Annotated in this window: 13 protein-coding genes, 1 tRNA gene and 1 pseudogene; 12 read left to right on the top strand and 3 right to left on the bottom strand. The window is 44.0% G+C overall.

What is annotated here, in order from left to right:
• The 6 genes and pseudogenes from DW996_RS12635 to DW996_RS12610 form a co-directional block, all read left to right on the top strand.
• Positions 1-98: pseudogene (locus DW996_RS12635) on the top strand (Type 1 glutamine amidotransferase-like domain-containing protein); the annotation flags it as partial.
• A gap of 60 nt (positions 99-158) precedes the next feature.
• Positions 159-518 (top strand): GNAT family N-acetyltransferase, encoded by a 360-nt coding sequence (locus DW996_RS12630; RefSeq protein WP_243069556.1) that lies wholly within the window; start codon positions 159-161, stop codon positions 516-518.
• Positions 519-697: 179 nt separating this feature from the next.
• Positions 698-1,399 (top strand): class B sortase, encoded by a 702-nt coding sequence (gene srtB, locus DW996_RS12625; RefSeq protein ID WP_118536140.1) that lies wholly within the window; start codon positions 698-700, stop codon positions 1,397-1,399.
• Between the two features lie 71 nt (positions 1,400-1,470).
• Positions 1,471-1,550, top strand: a tRNA-Leu gene (locus DW996_RS12620).
• A 346-nt stretch (positions 1,551-1,896) separates the two neighbouring features.
• A complete protein-coding gene (locus tag DW996_RS12615) occupies positions 1,897-2,223 on the top strand; it encodes a hypothetical protein (RefSeq protein ID WP_118536138.1) in 327 nt (108 codons plus the stop codon).
• Entirely contained in the window at positions 2,174-4,396 is a 2,223-nt protein-coding gene (locus DW996_RS12610; protein WP_118536136.1) for a glycoside hydrolase family 2 TIM barrel-domain containing protein, read from the top strand. Before DW996_RS12615 ends, DW996_RS12610 begins: the two co-directional genes overlap by 50 nt.
• A gap of 4 nt (positions 4,397-4,400) precedes the next feature.
• Here DW996_RS12610 and DW996_RS12605 read toward each other — a convergent pair whose 3' ends face one another.
• Positions 4,401-5,648 (bottom strand): helix-turn-helix transcriptional regulator, encoded by a 1,248-nt coding sequence (locus DW996_RS12605; RefSeq protein WP_158575335.1) that lies wholly within the window; start codon positions 5,646-5,648, stop codon positions 4,401-4,403.
• A 20-nt stretch (positions 5,649-5,668) separates the two neighbouring features.
• A complete protein-coding gene (locus DW996_RS12600; RefSeq protein ID WP_118536132.1) occupies positions 5,669-6,580 on the bottom strand; it encodes an NAD(P)-dependent oxidoreductase in 912 nt (303 codons plus the stop codon).
• Between the two features lie 424 nt (positions 6,581-7,004).
• Between DW996_RS12600 and DW996_RS12595 the strand changes: the two genes are divergently transcribed.
• Genes DW996_RS12595 through DW996_RS12575 form a run of 5 tightly spaced genes read left to right on the top strand, consistent with a single transcriptional unit; the run spans position 7,005 to position 13,368 of the window.
• On the top strand, positions 7,005-8,984 hold the full coding sequence (locus DW996_RS12595) for an alpha-amylase family protein (RefSeq protein WP_118536130.1): 1,980 nt from the start codon (positions 7,005-7,007) through the stop codon (positions 8,982-8,984).
• A gap of 11 nt (positions 8,985-8,995) precedes the next feature.
• Complete coding sequence (locus tag DW996_RS12590; RefSeq protein WP_118536128.1) at positions 8,996-10,501, top strand: MFS transporter; 1,506 nt, start codon at positions 8,996-8,998, stop codon at positions 10,499-10,501.
• 6 nt (positions 10,502-10,507) lie between these two features.
• Positions 10,508-11,410, top strand: a complete 903-nt coding sequence (gene garR / locus DW996_RS12585) for a 2-hydroxy-3-oxopropionate reductase (protein WP_330428972.1) — start codon at positions 10,508-10,510, stop codon at positions 11,408-11,410.
• A 12-nt stretch (positions 11,411-11,422) separates the two neighbouring features.
• Positions 11,423-12,670 (top strand): glycerate kinase type-2 family protein, encoded by a 1,248-nt coding sequence (locus DW996_RS12580; protein WP_118536124.1) that lies wholly within the window; start codon positions 11,423-11,425, stop codon positions 12,668-12,670.
• 11 nt (positions 12,671-12,681) lie between these two features.
• Positions 12,682-13,368, top strand: coding sequence for an MBL fold metallo-hydrolase (locus DW996_RS12575; protein WP_118536122.1), 687 nt, complete (start codon positions 12,682-12,684; stop codon positions 13,366-13,368).
• Between the two features lie 241 nt (positions 13,369-13,609).
• Here DW996_RS12575 and DW996_RS12570 read toward each other — a convergent pair whose 3' ends face one another.
• Positions 13,610-15,565, bottom strand: a complete 1,956-nt coding sequence (locus DW996_RS12570) for a glycoside hydrolase family 31 protein (protein WP_118536120.1) — start codon at positions 15,563-15,565, stop codon at positions 13,610-13,612.
• Between the two features lie 168 nt (positions 15,566-15,733).
• On the opposite strand from DW996_RS12570, the gene DW996_RS12565 reads away from it, so the two are divergent.
• A complete protein-coding gene (locus DW996_RS12565; RefSeq protein WP_118536118.1) occupies positions 15,734-16,513 on the top strand; it encodes a class I SAM-dependent methyltransferase in 780 nt (259 codons plus the stop codon).
• Positions 16,514-16,573 lie beyond the last annotated feature (60 nt).

Raw genomic sequence — 16,573 nt, 5'->3', positions numbered from 1 at the left:
TAATGACTGAGTTTTCGGATTTGAATCTATGCCCAATTAACAACCGTCAGGGAATTGTAATTGATGGTGAAGATTCAAAGGTTATTTGCAAAGACTAATTTGAAAATTCCAGTTTGTAGAATTAAGAAAATCGGTATTTTTGAGGAGATAGATATAAAATGACCTTCCAATTAGTTTGTATAGAACCAAAAGAATTAACGCAATACAAGTCTGATATGCAGGAGGCATTTCAGAAAGGTTTTGAAGATGTTTTCGGGAAAACAGATGCTGTTATTCTGCCTGAAAAGGACATTGACCAGTCGGTGAATGCGGAGGGTTCTGCTGTCTATAAAGCTGTTGTCGATGGAGAAATGGTGGGCGGTGCAGTTGTTATTATCAATGAGAGTACACAGCATAACCATTTTGACCTGCTTTTTGTAAAGAACGGAGTTCAGAGCAATGGTATTGGTAAGAAGATATGGTTTGAATTGGAACGGATATATCCGAAGAGGACATTAGGGACGTTCCTTTTGCCATAAGGAGTGTCCCATTTGGACGTGCCTCGGTCTTTACTTGCAAAATCTGCCTCTTACCATCATAATAGTAGATAGTTAGTGTTATAGGAGAGCAGATAGGATGAAAAGGAACAAAAGAGATCAGGACAAGCATGAGCGACTACTTCGCCTGATCAGTGCGGTGATCGTACTGGCGGCAGCCTTTGTCTGGGATATATATTTATCAGCAGCATCAAAATGATTTTGCAGAGGCGGAATATGCCAAGATGCGGCAAAAGCAGGAAAAGACGGAAGAACCGGTAGCGGAGGCATCGCCTATCCATGATTTTGCATCTTTGCAGGAGCAAAATGCGGACGTGTACGGCTGGATCAACGTGGCGAATACCATTGTGGATTATCCGGTCTTGCAGACAGAAGAAGATAATTATTATCTGAGTCATGACATGAACCACGTCGAGACTACGGCGGGAGCCATTTACAGCAATGCCTGCAACAGCAAGGACATGTCGGATGCCATTACGATTCTATATGGGCATGATATGCGCGCGGATACGATGTTTGGATCCTTGCATTTGTTTGATGATGCTGATTTTTTTGAGAAGAATGAGACTATGACATTTGAGACCCCGGAGGCGCTTTATACCTATCAGATTTTTGGCGTCTACAATTACAATGATAATTATATTCCGGCAATGTTTGATTTGAAATCAACAGATGGTGTACAGCAGTTTCTCGATTCACTGAAATCATGTGCAGAAGAAGGGCGAAGTATTACCCATGTCAGAAAAGGTGTGGAAGTAACGGCAGATGACAAACTTCTGGTTCTTTCTACCTGCATTGGCAGTCAGAGTGACCGGCGTTTTCTGGTCGTTGGAAAATTGATTGATACGACATCCTATCGTTAGGAAAGCTAGACTTGAAAATCGATTGGTAATGTGGTAATCTTTCTAAGTAACTGTGAAACGCAGTTATACGTGCGGGCATGGCGAAATTGGCAGACGCGCTAGATTTAGGTTCTAGTGGGAGACCGTGCAGGTTCAAGTCCTGTTGCCCGTATTATCATAACGGAACGTGTCACAATTGAAAAAAGTTTTTGCAAATATGCTTTGCCGGATGTTATAATCTAGCAAAGCATATTTGTTTCTGGTGTGATCTTTATATGAGCGAGGTTCATATTTCTATAGATTCAATTTATCATTCGAAAATCTATGCTTTTATTCCAAGAAAACAAAAGCAGAATTTTTGATGAGCTGTATTATAAAAAAGGCACATTCTTTCTTACTAATTTATACATAAAAAAACGAATTTTTGTATTAAAGAAATCTGCAAAACCGGCTATGATCAAATATATAAAAATGTAATCATACAAGTAAGATTATAATGTATAGCATAGGAGGTTGGTATGAAAAAAACAAGTTTGAATCGTGGCTGGGTGTTTATGGCAGGGGAAAAGTCAAGTATCCCTATGATGCCGCAGCAGACAAAGGAAGTCAATCTGCCACATGATTTCATGGTGGAAACAGATGTAACGCCGGATGCTCCGGGGAAGGCTGAGAGCGGATTTTATAAGGGAAGTGCGGGAACTTACTTAAAGACCATTACGCTGACAGAAGAAGAAATGACGGATACCATGCTTTTACATTTTGAAGGATGTTTTGGAAAGACAAGAGTTCTCATCAATGGCAATCCGGTCGCAGTCATGCCTATGGTTATACGCCATTTACCATGATATCCGCAAGTTTTTGAAGGTAGGAGACAACGAGATTCAGGTAATCGTTCATACCGATGATGATCCAAACGGTCGTTGGTATTCCGGCGCCGGCTTGTATCGCGGTGTCAACCTTTTAAGCGCACCGGCATTTCATATAGCACATGACGGGATCTTTGTATATACCGATCATATTACAAATGGCCATGCTTTTTGTAAGGCAGAGATTACCGTAGTCAATGATCTGGCAAAGGCAAGCGGCGATGCAGAAGGATTCTTAAAACTCAGCGCTGCAAAAAAGGACACAGGCGAGGAAGTGGCTGTGCGCTATCAGAAGATCAGCCTTCCGGCAGGAACAAGTCAAGTAGTTCCACAGGCTTTTGTTATTGAAAATGCAGAACTTTGGGATACCGAGAATCCTTATCTTTACGAAGTGAAGGCACAGTTGAGTCTTACATCAACTGGTAATGTTCATATGTCTCTGGACAACCGCCAGGATTTGATGGCACAGACCGATTACGAGGATGAGATTACGACAAGCTTTGGTGTTCGTACCATCACAGCAGATGCTAAAAATGGACTCCTTTTAAATGGAAAATCCATCAAGTTGAAAGGTGGATGTATCCATCATGACAATGGAATCCTGGGTGCGGCAAGTTTTTACGATGCCGAGTACCGCAAGGTAAAACTGCATAAGGATAATGGATACAATGCTCTTCGTCTGGCGCACAATCCGCAATCAGAGCAGATCTTAGATATCTGTGATGAACTGGGAATGATTGTTTTTGATGAAGCCTTTGATGTTTGGAATCTGCCTAAGAATAGTTTCGATTTCAGTCATCAGTTTGCAGAGGATGGTATCAAAGACATCGAGGCTATGGTAAGACGCGACCGCAATCATCCGTCTATTTTCTTCTGGTCCATTGGTAATGAGTTGACCGAACAGGGCGGTATGGCTGCAGGATATGAGGTTTCTGCTATGCTGGCAAAAACAGTGCGAAATATGGACAGCACAAGACTGGTCAGCGGAGCACTTTGTTCTTTCTTTAAAGGCTTGGATAATGAGGACAATGCAGCTTTTTGGCAGACTTTCCACAAAGAGATGCCGCAAGGTGGTTCTGTCATAAATATGGATAATTCTTACGGCAAGAAGATCTGGATGGAATATACTGCCCCATTTGTTAAAGATTGGGATGTGGTCGGTTACAATTACCTGAACTATCATTATGAGACTAGCCATGAACTTTTCCCGGATCGTGTGATTCTTTGTACAGAGAGCAAGCCGGGGCAATTTGAAGATTATTGGTCAGATGTAGAGCGCCTTCCGTATGTGATCGGAGATTTCCTCTGGACAAGCATGGATTACATTGGAGAAGCAGGTATTGGAAAGAGCATTTATTGTAGCGAAGAAGAAGTGCCACAGATGTCTCGAATGTTAAACTACGCAGCTTATCCTTGGCGTCTGGCACAGGCAGGAGACTTTGACCTTTGCGGAAATGTCAGAGCCCAGGGAAGATATCATCAGATCATCTGGGGTGCAAACGATACTTATATTTTTGCAAAAGATCCGAAAAACAATGGAAAGATCGCCCTGATCGGCCGTTATGGATGGGCAGAAGGCGGAAACCACTGGTCTTGGAATTGTGAAAATGGGACAGCAGTAAGCGTAGACGTATACAGCCGTGCTGAGGAAGTGGAACTTCTGTTAAACGGCAAGTCTCTTGGCAAAAAACCAGCGGGGGCAGAATGCCATTTCAAGGCAGAATTTGAAGTGACATATGAGGCAGGCACTCTGACAGCGATCAGTTATCAGGATGGACAGGAAGTATCCCGTGATGAAGTAAAAACGGTGGGAGAGCCGGTTGGACTTAAGATCACTATGGAAAAGAATCAGATTGCTGCAGATGGAGAAAGTCTTGCTTATGGCATCGTCGAAATCGTAGATGCAGAAGGTAACTGGGTACCGACAGCTGAGGATACGCTAGCAAAGGTTTCAGTAGAAGGTGCTGCAAGTCTGGCGGGCTTTGGAACAGGCAGAGGCCAGACCGAGGAAAATTACACCAAGGGAGAATTTACATCCTTTGAGGGCAGATGGCAGGTCATCCTTCGTGCCGGTACAGAAGCCGGAGAGGCAGGTGTACATGTGGAGGCAGAAGGATTAGGTCATGCAGAGAGCCGCGTGATCGTAGGATAAGTGTCTAATATTTTTGATGGCTGGTGCGGAACGCCGCCGGTGTTGTATGCATTTCTTCCTTAAAGGCACGGCAAAAGAAATTACGATTGCCAAAGTGGAGCATATCAGAAATCTCCTGAATACTCATTTTGGAAGAAACAAGTAAATAGGCGGCTTTTTGCACCCGGGCTTTTTTGATGTAGGCGTTGATATTGACGCCTACTTCTTTTTTGAATTTCTTTGACAGATAGTAATCGCTATAACCGATTTTTTCAGCCAACAGAGGAATATTTAGGTCATCGTCTGTATGAAGTTCGATGTAGTCGATGCAGGCTTTGATATTTTCAGAATATTGATTTAAGTGCAGATGGTTGTGAACCAGAAAGAGAAAATCATCAAAGGCCAACTGGGCAGACGCTGTGATATCACCATAGGATTTGGCATGAGATAGGTTGTTTAAATAAATATTGCCGCGGGAAAATGCCGTATCCGGAGATACGCCACCATCAATCGCAGCGCGGATACACAGACCGATAAATATGATGGTGTATTGACGGGTACGTTCCAACTCCTGGATATTGTGTGGCTGCATATTGCTAAGGTGTGCAGACGCCGGACCAAGTGATGATTTGCGATAGATATCGCCCGTTCGTATGATATCGAGCATGACATTTTCTCTAGCCCAATAGGAAGCATAATCTACCGATTTCGTCGATCTATCTGCAAAAGAATCATAGTTAAAGTCGGCATAGGTGATGTCGGATGGCTTCAAATGTTCGTTGTTTATGCTAAAGTGAAGCATAAGTGTGTATTTGATAAAATTTGTTGTTGTAACAACAGGAACCTGACGCAGATAATCGTATAATTTGACCTTCCAGTGTTCTCGTATATCGGGGCGCTTTTGCAATAGGGCAATCGTATCGTCGGAGAGCATGGCTGTAAAGACCGGACCAATGATATGAATGCGGCTTAGTTGATGAGCGATATCCTTTTGATAAACGACAGACCACATCATTCCGGTGAGTGACGTGATCATTAGAGGGGTATCATGCTCCTGACCAAAAGCGATGATTTCATCGAAGTCTTTGGCATGGCGGAGCATGGTATCATAAATAGGAAGAGAAGAATTGGTCCAAAGACAATTGCCTTCGGTATCATACTGCCAAAGATACAAGACCTCATTACATTGGAGAAACTCCAACAGCAGTGAGAGGCGGTTTTGAATATCCACATCGGTCAAAGTAGGTTTTGTCAATGAATTCAATTCTTCCATGGATGATATCTTCCTTTCTTTTAGTCTAGATAATTCCATTCACTAGGATCTGTCCAACCACGTTTCCCTAAGAATTTTTCCAGAGGAATTTTGGCAATCTCTTCTTTGGATAGGTTGGATTGTGTTAGTCTTGCCCAGCCGCTATTGCCATTTCCGCTTTGGAAGGTATCGGTTGGTTTTAAGAGATTTAACATTGGTTCTCCTGCTACAAAGCGACGTGCGTTTTCTCGGATGATCTCAATGCTTCGGCCAGCGCGGTTGGGAACCTGAGGCGTCATATGTGGTGTGATATAGACATTTGGCATTCTCCAAAGAGGGTGGTCGGATGGGAATGGTTCTTCTTCTATTACATCGAGCCCGGCACCGCCAATCGCTCCGTCTTCTAGAGCCTGTGTCAGGGCAGCAGTATCCACGATGCCACCACGTGCCATATTGATGAGGACGGCATTGGACTTCATTTTACGGAATGCTTCTGTATCAAACATATGATAAGTTTCATCGGTTAGAGCCAGTGTCAGAACGATGAAGTCACATTCGGCTAAAATAGGATCTAAGGTGTCGCCATTCAGACCGCAGTATTTGTGAGAAATGTAATCATATCCTTTGACTGGATATTTGTCATAGGCATAGATTTCCATGCCAAGAGCCTGCAGGCGGTCGGCAAGCATACGACCGTTATTACCCATACCCAGTATAGCGACTTTTCTTCCGTACAGACCACGCCATTTGTCCGATCCGTCAACACCCCATTGACCTTTTCCTGGGCAGTCAAAAGTTCTTTGGTGTGATAGCAGGATTGCAGCATAAAATAGATGCAGTGTTCTGCCAGAACAGGGGCACTTCTTCCGGCGGCACCCGTCACAAAAATATTTTTTGCAAATACCTCTGGGCGAGCAGAGCCATTCAGTCCGGCATGGTCGCAGGCAATCCATTTTAGAGAGTTCTCGCCTAGCAGGCAATCCGGGACATCGCCCAGTACAAGAGCCACGTCTGCGTCTTTTGCTTCCTGCTCCAATTTTTCTTTGTCATAAAAGTCTACATATACAAATTCTGCGTTTGGAAATACATTACGCAAGGTGTGGTAGTTATCTTTGTCGTACCACAATGTAGATACTACTTTTCTGATCTCATTCATTAGTTTAATCTCCTTTCAGTTACAAACGTTTTGGAATGGATGTGACTTTATTATACAAGCCACCGGAGATTTGTTTATACTTAAAATAGTTAAAATATATCCAGAAACGATACAAAATATAGAAAGGGAGAAAACAGATATAAAAAACAGAAAACAGATATATACAAGATCATAACACGTTTTTATAATGAGGGCAACTTCAAAGGAGGAGGTGAAGGAACATGAGCGACACCAGATGGTGGAAAACTTTTCCGTGGCGTATGGTGCAGACCAATTTACGTGAGATTGATATGGCAGATATGGATGCAAAATCTTATGTAGAGGAGTTGAAACAATATCATGCAACGGTTGTGACACTAAATGCTGCTGGTATTATTGCAAGTTATCCGACGGAAGTTACGCAACAGAAGCAGAGTGATTATCTGACAGGAGATACTTTGGCTGATATACTTCGTGAATGTCATAAGGCCGGCATTCGGGTGATTGCCCGCTGTGATTTTTCAAAAGTACATGAAACATTGTATGAACAGCATCCGGAGTGGGCATATCGCCAGAGTTCGGGACAGCCGCTGATTTATAATGGCTATGTGCAGACTTGTATCAATGGAGATTACCAACAGAGGTATGTATATGATATTCTGCGAGAACTTTTTTCAAAATATGACTTTGATGGTTTGTTTTGCAATATGAGTTCTACCTTTGTTGTGGACTATGAATTACAGGTTCATGAGCCATGTCATTGCAAGAATTGCAGACGATTGTTTCAAGAGCAGACCGGAATGGAGATACCGGATAGCCTGAATCCCAAAGATCCGGCTTTTGGACGCTATATGGCCTTTATTGGTGCATGTAGCAAAAAACAAAAACAGAGGATGTACGAAGTCGTGAAGGAAATCAATGAGAATAATGCTATCAATGGGTTTGATTATTTTCGGACAGAGTGCAATCAGGATGTCAACCATCACGCATGGGTTTATGATGCATCGGTCAATGCGAGAAGAATAGCAGGACCTTTACATGACAAGGTTGTGGATGATGCATCCGCTGTTTATATGGCTTTTCGATATCGCCACAGCAGCATATCCAGAGGGATTCTGGAAATACGACAATGGCAGAATCTGGCATATGCAGGAAGTACCAGCCTTTATTTGCTTGGAACCTTGGGAAAAAGTGCAGATCAGTCAGGAATAATAGCCTCAAAAAAAGCGTTCGATTTTTTTGCACAACATGAAGATCTTTTTCGGGGGCAGCAATCAGCAGCGCGTGTGCTTCTGATAGAAAAGCCTCTGATGGGAAGAAATGATCCGGAGGCAGATGGCTGGGTACAGGTATTGACGCAGTTGCACATTCCGTTTGATGAACAAAAGATTGGGGAAGTATCTGCGCCTTTGCTAAAGCGATATGATGCAGTTATTCTGGCTGATGTCGTGTCGATGTCGGATACACAGTGCGAGATGCTGGATTCTTTTGTGGAAAAGGGTGGAACATTGATTGCAGATGGATGTTCATCTGTGAGTGATGAGAGACATCAGGCAAGAAAGCATATGGGATTACAATGTCTGGGCATGGATAAAATCATAGAAAAGAAGAAAGTGCGCTCAGCAATTTTTCAATTTTCGGATGGAGAGAAAGAAGCGTGGGTGTCCTGTAAGGAATCGGGCGTGGATTGCATTGTGCCAGGAGATTTGGTTGTGACAGGCACACGTAGAAAAGGCGCAAAAACATACCTGCGTATGATTCCCGATCAGCCGTTTGGACCACCAGAGATCTGTTATTCCAAGGAGAAAACCGAGATAGCAGGAGTGTATGAGAGGGACTATGGAAGCGGGAAAAGCCTATATATTCCATTTCGCATAGCTGCTTTTTATTACGAATTTGGCTATGACAATTCTTATGATTTCTTAAAAGATATTGTTTGCAGTCTTGCAGGTATCAAGAGCATCGCTCCGACACTAACTCCTATGTGTGAGTTGGCAGTGACCGAAGGCGAAGCCGGAAAGGTGATACATCTTATCAATTTATCAGGCGCTTTTGCTCATCATACTTATTGTGAGCCTTTACCAATCCGCGATATTTTCATTGAGATAGCATGCGGTGCGGATAAAAACATGGATGCCTTAAATGGCGGTCATGTAATACGGACAGATAAGGGGATAAAACTGGATTGCCTGCATGGATATGAGGCAATTCGTATTTATTAAAGGAGGTTTTTATGAATTTAAAGAAAATATTTGCTGGAATGTTTGGTAGTAACGATCCCAAATATCGTACGGCAAAACCATGGGAAATGATATTTGCAGGAGGAACCAGTGCAGCGAAAATGGCATTTTATGTCCTTATGATGTATGCTTCTTATGCAATGAATGCCGGATTTGGTATTGCGGTCACAGTAACCGGTATTATCATTCAGGCTAAGACAATTTTTGACGGAGTGACAGATCCGGTTGTTGCCATTATTTATGATCGACTGCCCGTGTTTAAACATATAGGAAAGATTCGACTCTTCCTTTTGATTGGTTGGGGAACCTGTTCTATTGCGGCACTTTTGATGTTCCGTATTCTGGCAGGAAAATTTAGTGGCGTTGCGGGAATTGTTGTGTTTTGTCTGGTGTATGCTTTGTTTGTTATCGGCTACACGATCATGTCTATTGGTGGAGCATCTACCATCAGTTCTGCACTGACCAATGATCCAAAGCAGCGTCCGTTTGTTACCTTTGTTACCACGGTTTATCAGTACATTGGACCAATTCTTGTCAATACCATTCTGGCATTTGCAGTTTTGCCAAAGTATGACAACCAATATAATGTGGAGAGTCTGAGTGAGGCATGTGTTATCTTTATCATTACGGCTTTTATCTTCGTAATGTTTTCCTTCATTGGTCTGCACAGAATCGACACACCGGAAATCCTGGGAGAAATGGTTGCCATGGGTGGCAAGCAGACTAAGGTAGGTATTAAGGAAATCGTAAACATCTTTAAAGAAAATGTTCCTATGCGTTGTTATCTGGTGACAGGTATTACAGATAAAATCGCATCTAACAGCGCAACCCAGACGATTGTGCTTACCATGTTAAATGGTATTTTGATTGCCAACTATAAGGCGGCGACAATGATTACGAATGCGGGTACGATTATTAGTTTTGTCTTTGTATTTCTGGGTGGTGTTTATATTGCCAAGAAAGGAGTAAAGGTTGCAACTAAGGTATGGTCTGCTGTTAATATCTTTATCAATATAGCAATCTTTGCCTTTTTGTTATACCTTGGACCAACAGGTATGGCGCAGATCGGAAAAGGTGGCGTAGTCATGATGGTCTATGTGGTATTTACCATGGGTGTTAATGCATCCAAGATGATCCTAAATGTTGCTGAAGGAATGATGCGAGCAGACGTTATTGACTATGAATTGGAGCGTTCCGGAAACTATATGCCGGGAACCGTTGGTGCGGTTTATTCTCTGACAGAAAAAATAATTGCCTCCTTTGGCTCTACGATTGCAGCAGTTGCGGTTGCAGCAATCGGATATAAGACGGTAATGCCGCAGATGGGAGATGCGGCAACCTGGCCAATCTTCTGGGTAACGGTTATTCTAACGTATGGGTTTCCAATTCTCGGATGGCTGTGTAATATCATTGCCATGAAGTTCTATGAATTGGATTATGACCGCATGGCTGAGATTCAGGAGAACATTGCTGAAATGAAGAAGCAAAAGAGAAAATAAATAGAAGTGCTTGAGGTGAATGAAATGAAAATAGGATTTATTGGTCTTGGAATTATGGGAAAACCCATGGTGAAAAATATCATTAAGGGTGGATATACGGATGTCTTAGTGAACGGCAGACATCAGGATGTCTTGGATGAAATGGAAGCCTGTGGTGCAAAATCTGCTACTTATGAGGAAATCGGCAGACAGTGTGATGTTGTCATGACCATGCTGCCAAACTCTCCGCAAGTGAAAGAAGTTATGCTGGGAGAGAATGGTGTTGCTGCTTATATGCAGGAAGGTAGTATGTTTATTGACATGAGTTCTATCAATCCGGTTGCAAGCAAAGAAATTGCAGCAGTGTTGGCGAAAAAGAATATTGATATGTTAGACGCACCGGTTTCCGGTGGTGAACCAAAGGCAATCGACGGAAGTCTGAGTTTTATGGTTGGCGGAAAAGAAGAACTGGTGGAGACTTATCGTCCGCTGCTTGAAACCATGGGATCATCCGTGGTAAGATGTGGAGAGGTTGGTGCCGGAAATACTACCAAATTGGCAAACCAGATTATTGTTGCTTGCAATATACAGGCACTGTCAGAGGCTCTTACACTGGCACAAAAGGCAGGGGTTGATCCGGAACTTGTTTTTCAGGCAATTCGTGGTGGCTTGGCTGGTTCAACCGTCATGGATGCAAAAGCGCCTATGATGATTGCCGGAAACGATAAGCCGGGATTTAAGATTGATCTGCATATCAAAGATCTTAATAATGCTCTGGATTGTGCACATACTGTGGGCGCTCCGCTACCGATGACCGCTGAAGTGCAGGAAATTATGCAGTGGATGCATAATCATGAGGGCGGACAGAAGGATCATAGTGCAATTGTGCAGTATTATGAATACCTGACAGATATTCGGATTGGTAGATAGGAGATATAAAGAATGAATCAGGAGTTAAGAAAGGATGCGAAACAGATCATAGACGAGGCGATAGCATCCGTTCAACCTGATGCGGCAGTAAGACGTGCTCTGAGTAACATTGTGTTCTCAGAGCATGTTTATATTGTGGCGATCGGGAAAGCAGGATGGCAGATGGCGAATGCTGCGGTTTCCTATTTGCAGGAAAATGGAATCAAGTATGAAAAGGGTATTGTTATAACAAAATATCATCATGTTATGGGGCAGTTACCACGTATCCACTGTGTGGAGGCAGGACATCCGGTACCGGATGAAAATAGTTTTAAAGGAACGCAAGAGGTTCTTTCCATGGTAAAAGATCTGACAGAGGAAGACATGGTATTATTTCTGGTTTCAGGCGGTGGCAGCGCCCTGTTTGAAAAACCCAGAATCTCAAAGAAAGAATTATCGGATATCACAGAGCAGTTGCTTGCCAGTGGGGCTGACATCGTAGAGATGAATACCATTCGAAAACGTCTTTCGGAGGTAAAAGGTGGCAGGTTTGCGCTGGCTTGTATGCCGGCCATGGTAGAAACTGTTGTTCTATCGGATATTGTGGGAGACCCAATGGATATGATTGCATCTGGACCTGCATATCCGGATGCGTCTACCTGTGAGGATGCAGGAAAAATTGCAAAAAAATACAAATTACGACTGAGCGCGGCGGCAGAAAAGTGTCTGGCGGATGAAACCCCCAAAGAACTGCATAATGTCCATACGCAGATTATTGGCAGTGTACGACAGTTATGCAAGGCGGCACAGAAAGCCTGTAAAGAACTGGGGTATGAGCCGAGAATCTTAGCGGAAGATGTGACGGCAGAGGCAAGAGAGGTTGGCTGGAATCTGGCGCAGTTGTGTCTGAGGGAACATGACGATGCGGGGGAGAAAAAGATGGCACTGATTGCCGGAGGAGAGACTGTCGTACATTTGCGTGGCAAAGGAAAAGGTGGGCGGAATCAGGAACTTGCTTTTTCAGCGATGAAAGTTATCGCCGGACAGCAGAATATGGCAATCTTTTCTGTAGGCTCCGACGGAACGGATGGTCCGACAGATGCAGCAGGCGGCTATGTGGATGGAGATTCTTATGAAGCCTTAAAGAACGCAGGATTGTCTTACGAAAAGATTTTACAGGATAATGATTGCTATCATGGACTACAGGCCATTGACGGTTTGGTAATGACAGGACCTACCGGAACGAATGTCAATGACTTCTGGGTTGCTTTGATCGGATAGGGGGGGACAAGATGAAAGTAAAGACCTTATTGGAAGGTAAGCCCTTTATGACCGAATATGGAATTGTCGGTTACAGTACGGTTGTTCTGATAGCGTGTGATGACGAGAAAAACATACTGTATGACTGCGGATCAAAAGGATGCGCTTTGCAATTAAAAGAAGCATTGGAAAAGGCAGGGATGAAGCCGGAAGATATCACGCATGTGGTCATCAGTCATCTGCATTTTGATCATGTTGGGAACCTACCGCTGTTTTCCGATGCAGAAATTCTGCTTAATAAGATCGAGTGGGAGAGTGCAAATCAAACGCCGGATGAGTGGCATAGCATCCAGACGCTGGCGTATTTGGAGAAAAGAGGAAATCTGCGTTTTGTAAAAGAAGGAGATATCATCTCAGAGGAGGTGTCTGTCATGGAATTGCCGGGACACACACCGGGGCTTATCGGTCTGCGCTGTGGAGCGGAGACGATTTTATGCTCGGATGCCATGAAAAACCGCTATGAATTATGGAAGAATATTCCCTTGATGAGCCAGAATTTGGAGCAAAGCAGGAGATCCATACAACGGATCAAGGAGAATGCCAGATATATTTATCCGGGGCATGATGGCATGTTGGATTTATTACATGAAAACAGTGATGAATATCCAGCGGTTACGCTGCGTTATGCAGATGGAAGGCAGATAGATATAAAAGCATAGAAGAAATGCAAACAAAATTTACCGGGTTTTTCAGAAAATGATGCATATGACACCGAAGGAATATCAGAAAAAAAGTCCTCACCTTCAGACCCAGTATGTTCTCCATCAGCCGGACATTATGCAGTTGAATCAGTTTCAGACATTCTGGGAAACCGGATATGATGTGGAAATGTTGAAAAATGTGTATTAAAAAGGACAGCGCAAAAACGCTGTCCTTTATGGTGCCAAGGCACATTCTTTTTTATGCGATTGGTGTGATACCATCATCGGTGTAAAGTTCGTAATCGGCATCTGTATATCCGATATATTGCAGTGTTGTCATATCGATGGCATCTACATATTCTGCCACATCGACCACCGGGATCTTGTGATCTTTGCGGATAAAAAGCGGAACTTCATTCAAGGCAACTTCTGCAAAATGCCAGCCCTTTTCCCACTTTTCTTGTAAAATAGTGCCATCTGCAAGGAATTTGACAAAAATCATTTCTTCCGGCAGATAGACCGGGCGACCGGCAGCATTCTGGGTGTAAACCGGAGCGATCATAATCTCGTTTCCAAGCATAAGCTGATCTTCGATCTGTCTTGCCACGGCATCATCCGAATAAGTGAATGCCAGCGGCTTGAAATAAAGGTCATCGCCAAGTGCAGCTTTCATATACTCGCTGTAGAGATAAGGAAGCAGACGGTAGCGGACACCGATGACTGCTGCAAAGTCCTGAGGATCTTCAAACTGATAAAATTCCTGTTCGCGCGTTCTGGTTGCAGAATGGTTGCGCATGAGCGGTGTGAAGACGCCAAGCGCTAAGAAACGCAGGAGCAGATCTCTTGTGGTATTTTCTCCGAAACCACCTAAGTCACAGCCGACATAAAGGAAACCGCACATATTCAGCCCCGGCAGCATCTTCAGGCAGAGCAGAATGTGACTCCACCAGGACTTGTTGTCGCCGGTCCAAATGCCGCCATAACGGTGCATACCGATATAAGAAGACCGCGAAAATAATAGGATGCGTCGATCAGGAACAAGTTTAGCAAAGGCTTCGGATGCGGCTCTTGTCATGTTGTAACCAAACAGATTGTGTACTTTGTTGTGGCAGACTAATTTGCCGTCAATCTTGTGATACATACGGGCATAGTCCGAAGAAATATCATTTCCGGACATGAGATAGAAAATTGCCACTGGCGGATACTTGGAGTCGCCGGAGAGCAATTCTTTGGTTATCTTTTGCTTTTCTGCCATTCCTTCCGGTGTATAAAAGATTGCCGGTTCGTTCATGTCATTCCAGAAAGCGTCAATTCCCTGCGATAAGAGGCTATCATATTTTTGACCGAACCACGCTCTTGCAGCAGGATTTAAGACATCCGGGAAATGCGTCAGTCCCGGCCAGACCGCCGCCTCAAAATTAGAACCATCTTCTTTTTTACAGAAATAATCACCGGCAAGGCCTTCTTCATATGCATCATAGCCTTCTTCGATCTTAACTCCGGCATCAATGATAGGTACTAAATGGATGTGGTCTTCCTTCATTTCGTCAACAAATCCCTTAAAGTCAGGAAAAGCCTCTGTATTTACCGTAAAATCCTTGTAGCCGTCCATGTAATCAATGTCCATATAGACCATGTCAAGTGGCACATGAGCCTTGCGGTGTTCGGAAACGACCTTGCGGAAATCCTCCGGCTTTTCGTAACCCCAGCGGCTTTGACCGAAACCAAAGGCAAAGCGAGGCGGGATATAGGAGCGGCCGATGATGTGACGGAACTGGCGGGTGATGTCATAGGCATCGCTGCCGTCGATGACGTAGAGTTTTAAGTCTGCATCGGCACAGGTGATGGACAGGGTATCCTGTCTGGTGTAGCCAATGTCAAAAGTTAGATTGGTCGGGTAGTCAACAAAAAGACCGAAACTGTGATTGATTCCGTCAACAATGATAAAGTTATGGGCGCCGTAAAGGGACTGCTTGTCCTCCGTATGGTTGGGCTCGTCTGTGCAGTTGCTGACATAAAGGAAGCCTCGCTTGTTGATGCCGCGGTTGGACTCGCCCAGCCCATAGACGATATCCTCCGGCTGCATGATGTAGGTAAAGGAAAAGCCATCCTGGGTTGAGATCGTGCCATAAGAAGGATGCCCCTCGCTTGTCGGGATCTCTTTTATGACGGCATCCGTTTCGATCGGATCGCCATAGATATATTTTTGGATCATAGTAAAAACCTCCTTGTATTCTTTTGCCTATATTCTAACAAATGCATGGGAGGCTGTCTTACAAAATCCTGCGCTTTTATACAATTTTTCGTGGAAATGGGAAAGAATTTAAGTCTTGTAGAAACCGCCTCATCTGTGGTAAATTAGTAGTCGGTGAGGATAAATAACATGGATAAAAACCTATTAAAGGCTACCGAAGACTATTGGACCCGACGCGCTGACGGATATTCTAAGGTCAATCAGGAAGAACTGACAGGCGTGCAGCATACGAATTGGAAGCAGTTTTTGGTAAAAGAAATAGAAAAGACTTATCCGGGACACCAGCCATCCGATATCCATATTCTGGATATTGGGTGCGGACCCGGATTTTTTTCTGCCATTCTGGCGGAGTGTGGCTATGTGGTGACAGCCATTGACTACACACAGGTGATGTTAAAAGAGGCAAAGGACAATGCGGCGACTTGCGGTGTGCAGGATAAGATACGTTTCCTACAGATGGATGCCCAGGCGCTGACCTTTGCGGATACATCCTTTGATGTGGTGGTCTCCCGGAATCTGACATGGAATCTGCAGGAACCGGCAGTTGCTTATAAGGAGTGGTGTCGTGTCTTAAAAAAGGGAGGCCTGCTTTTGAATTTTGATGCCAACTGGTATGGCTATCTTTTTGATGAAAAGAAGCGGCAAGCCTATGAGGAAGACCGTAAGAATACACAGGAACTGGGCGTGGAGGATCACTATGTGGGGACGGACATTGATGCCATGGAACGGATCGCTTATCAGATGCCACTTTCCCCGGTGCAGCGTCCGACATGGGATGAGGCTGTTTTAAAAGAAGCGGGTGTGCAGAGCGTGAGCAGCAGGCGGGATATCGGTAGCCTGCTCCTATCCGAAGTGGAACAGATCAACTATGCGGCGACACCGATTTTTATGGTGCGGGCTGAAAAATAGGCATCAGAACTATGAGAAATATGCGGGATGCACCCGCTATAATAGAAGGGTTAGAAAGCG

Origin of the sequence: Roseburia sp. AM51-8, assembly GCF_003478275.1 — a bacterium.
Classification (GTDB): domain Bacteria; phylum Bacillota; class Clostridia; order Lachnospirales; family Lachnospiraceae; genus Pararoseburia; species Pararoseburia lenta.
Note: the sequence above shows the minus strand (reverse complement) of the source record. Positions and strands in the feature narration are given on the sequence as shown.

Coding starts and splice junctions, on each gene's coding strand:
- DW996_RS12630 (WP_243069556.1), top strand. CDS start 159: ATGACCTTCCAATTAGTTTGTATAGAACCAAAAGAATTAACGCAATAC.
- DW996_RS12615 (WP_118536138.1), top strand. CDS start 1,897: ATGAAAAAAACAAGTTTGAATCGTGGCTGGGTGTTTATGGCAGGGGAA.
- DW996_RS12610 (WP_118536136.1), top strand. CDS start 2,174: ATGGCAATCCGGTCGCAGTCATGCCTATGGTTATACGCCATTTACCAT.
- DW996_RS12605 (WP_158575335.1), bottom strand. CDS start 5,648: ATGGAAGAATTGAATTCATTGACAAAACCTACTTTGACCGATGTGGAT.
- DW996_RS12600 (WP_118536132.1), bottom strand. CDS start 6,580: ATGGATTGCCTGCGACCATGCCGGACTGAATGGCTCTGCTCGCCCAGA.
- DW996_RS12595 (WP_118536130.1), top strand. CDS start 7,005: ATGAGCGACACCAGATGGTGGAAAACTTTTCCGTGGCGTATGGTGCAG.
- DW996_RS12590 (WP_118536128.1), top strand. CDS start 8,996: ATGAATTTAAAGAAAATATTTGCTGGAATGTTTGGTAGTAACGATCCC.
- DW996_RS12580 (WP_118536124.1), top strand. CDS start 11,423: ATGAATCAGGAGTTAAGAAAGGATGCGAAACAGATCATAGACGAGGCG.
- DW996_RS12575 (WP_118536122.1), top strand. CDS start 12,682: ATGAAAGTAAAGACCTTATTGGAAGGTAAGCCCTTTATGACCGAATAT.
- DW996_RS12570 (WP_118536120.1), bottom strand. CDS start 15,565: ATGATCCAAAAATATATCTATGGCGATCCGATCGAAACGGATGCCGTC.
- DW996_RS12565 (WP_118536118.1), top strand. CDS start 15,734: ATGGATAAAAACCTATTAAAGGCTACCGAAGACTATTGGACCCGACGC.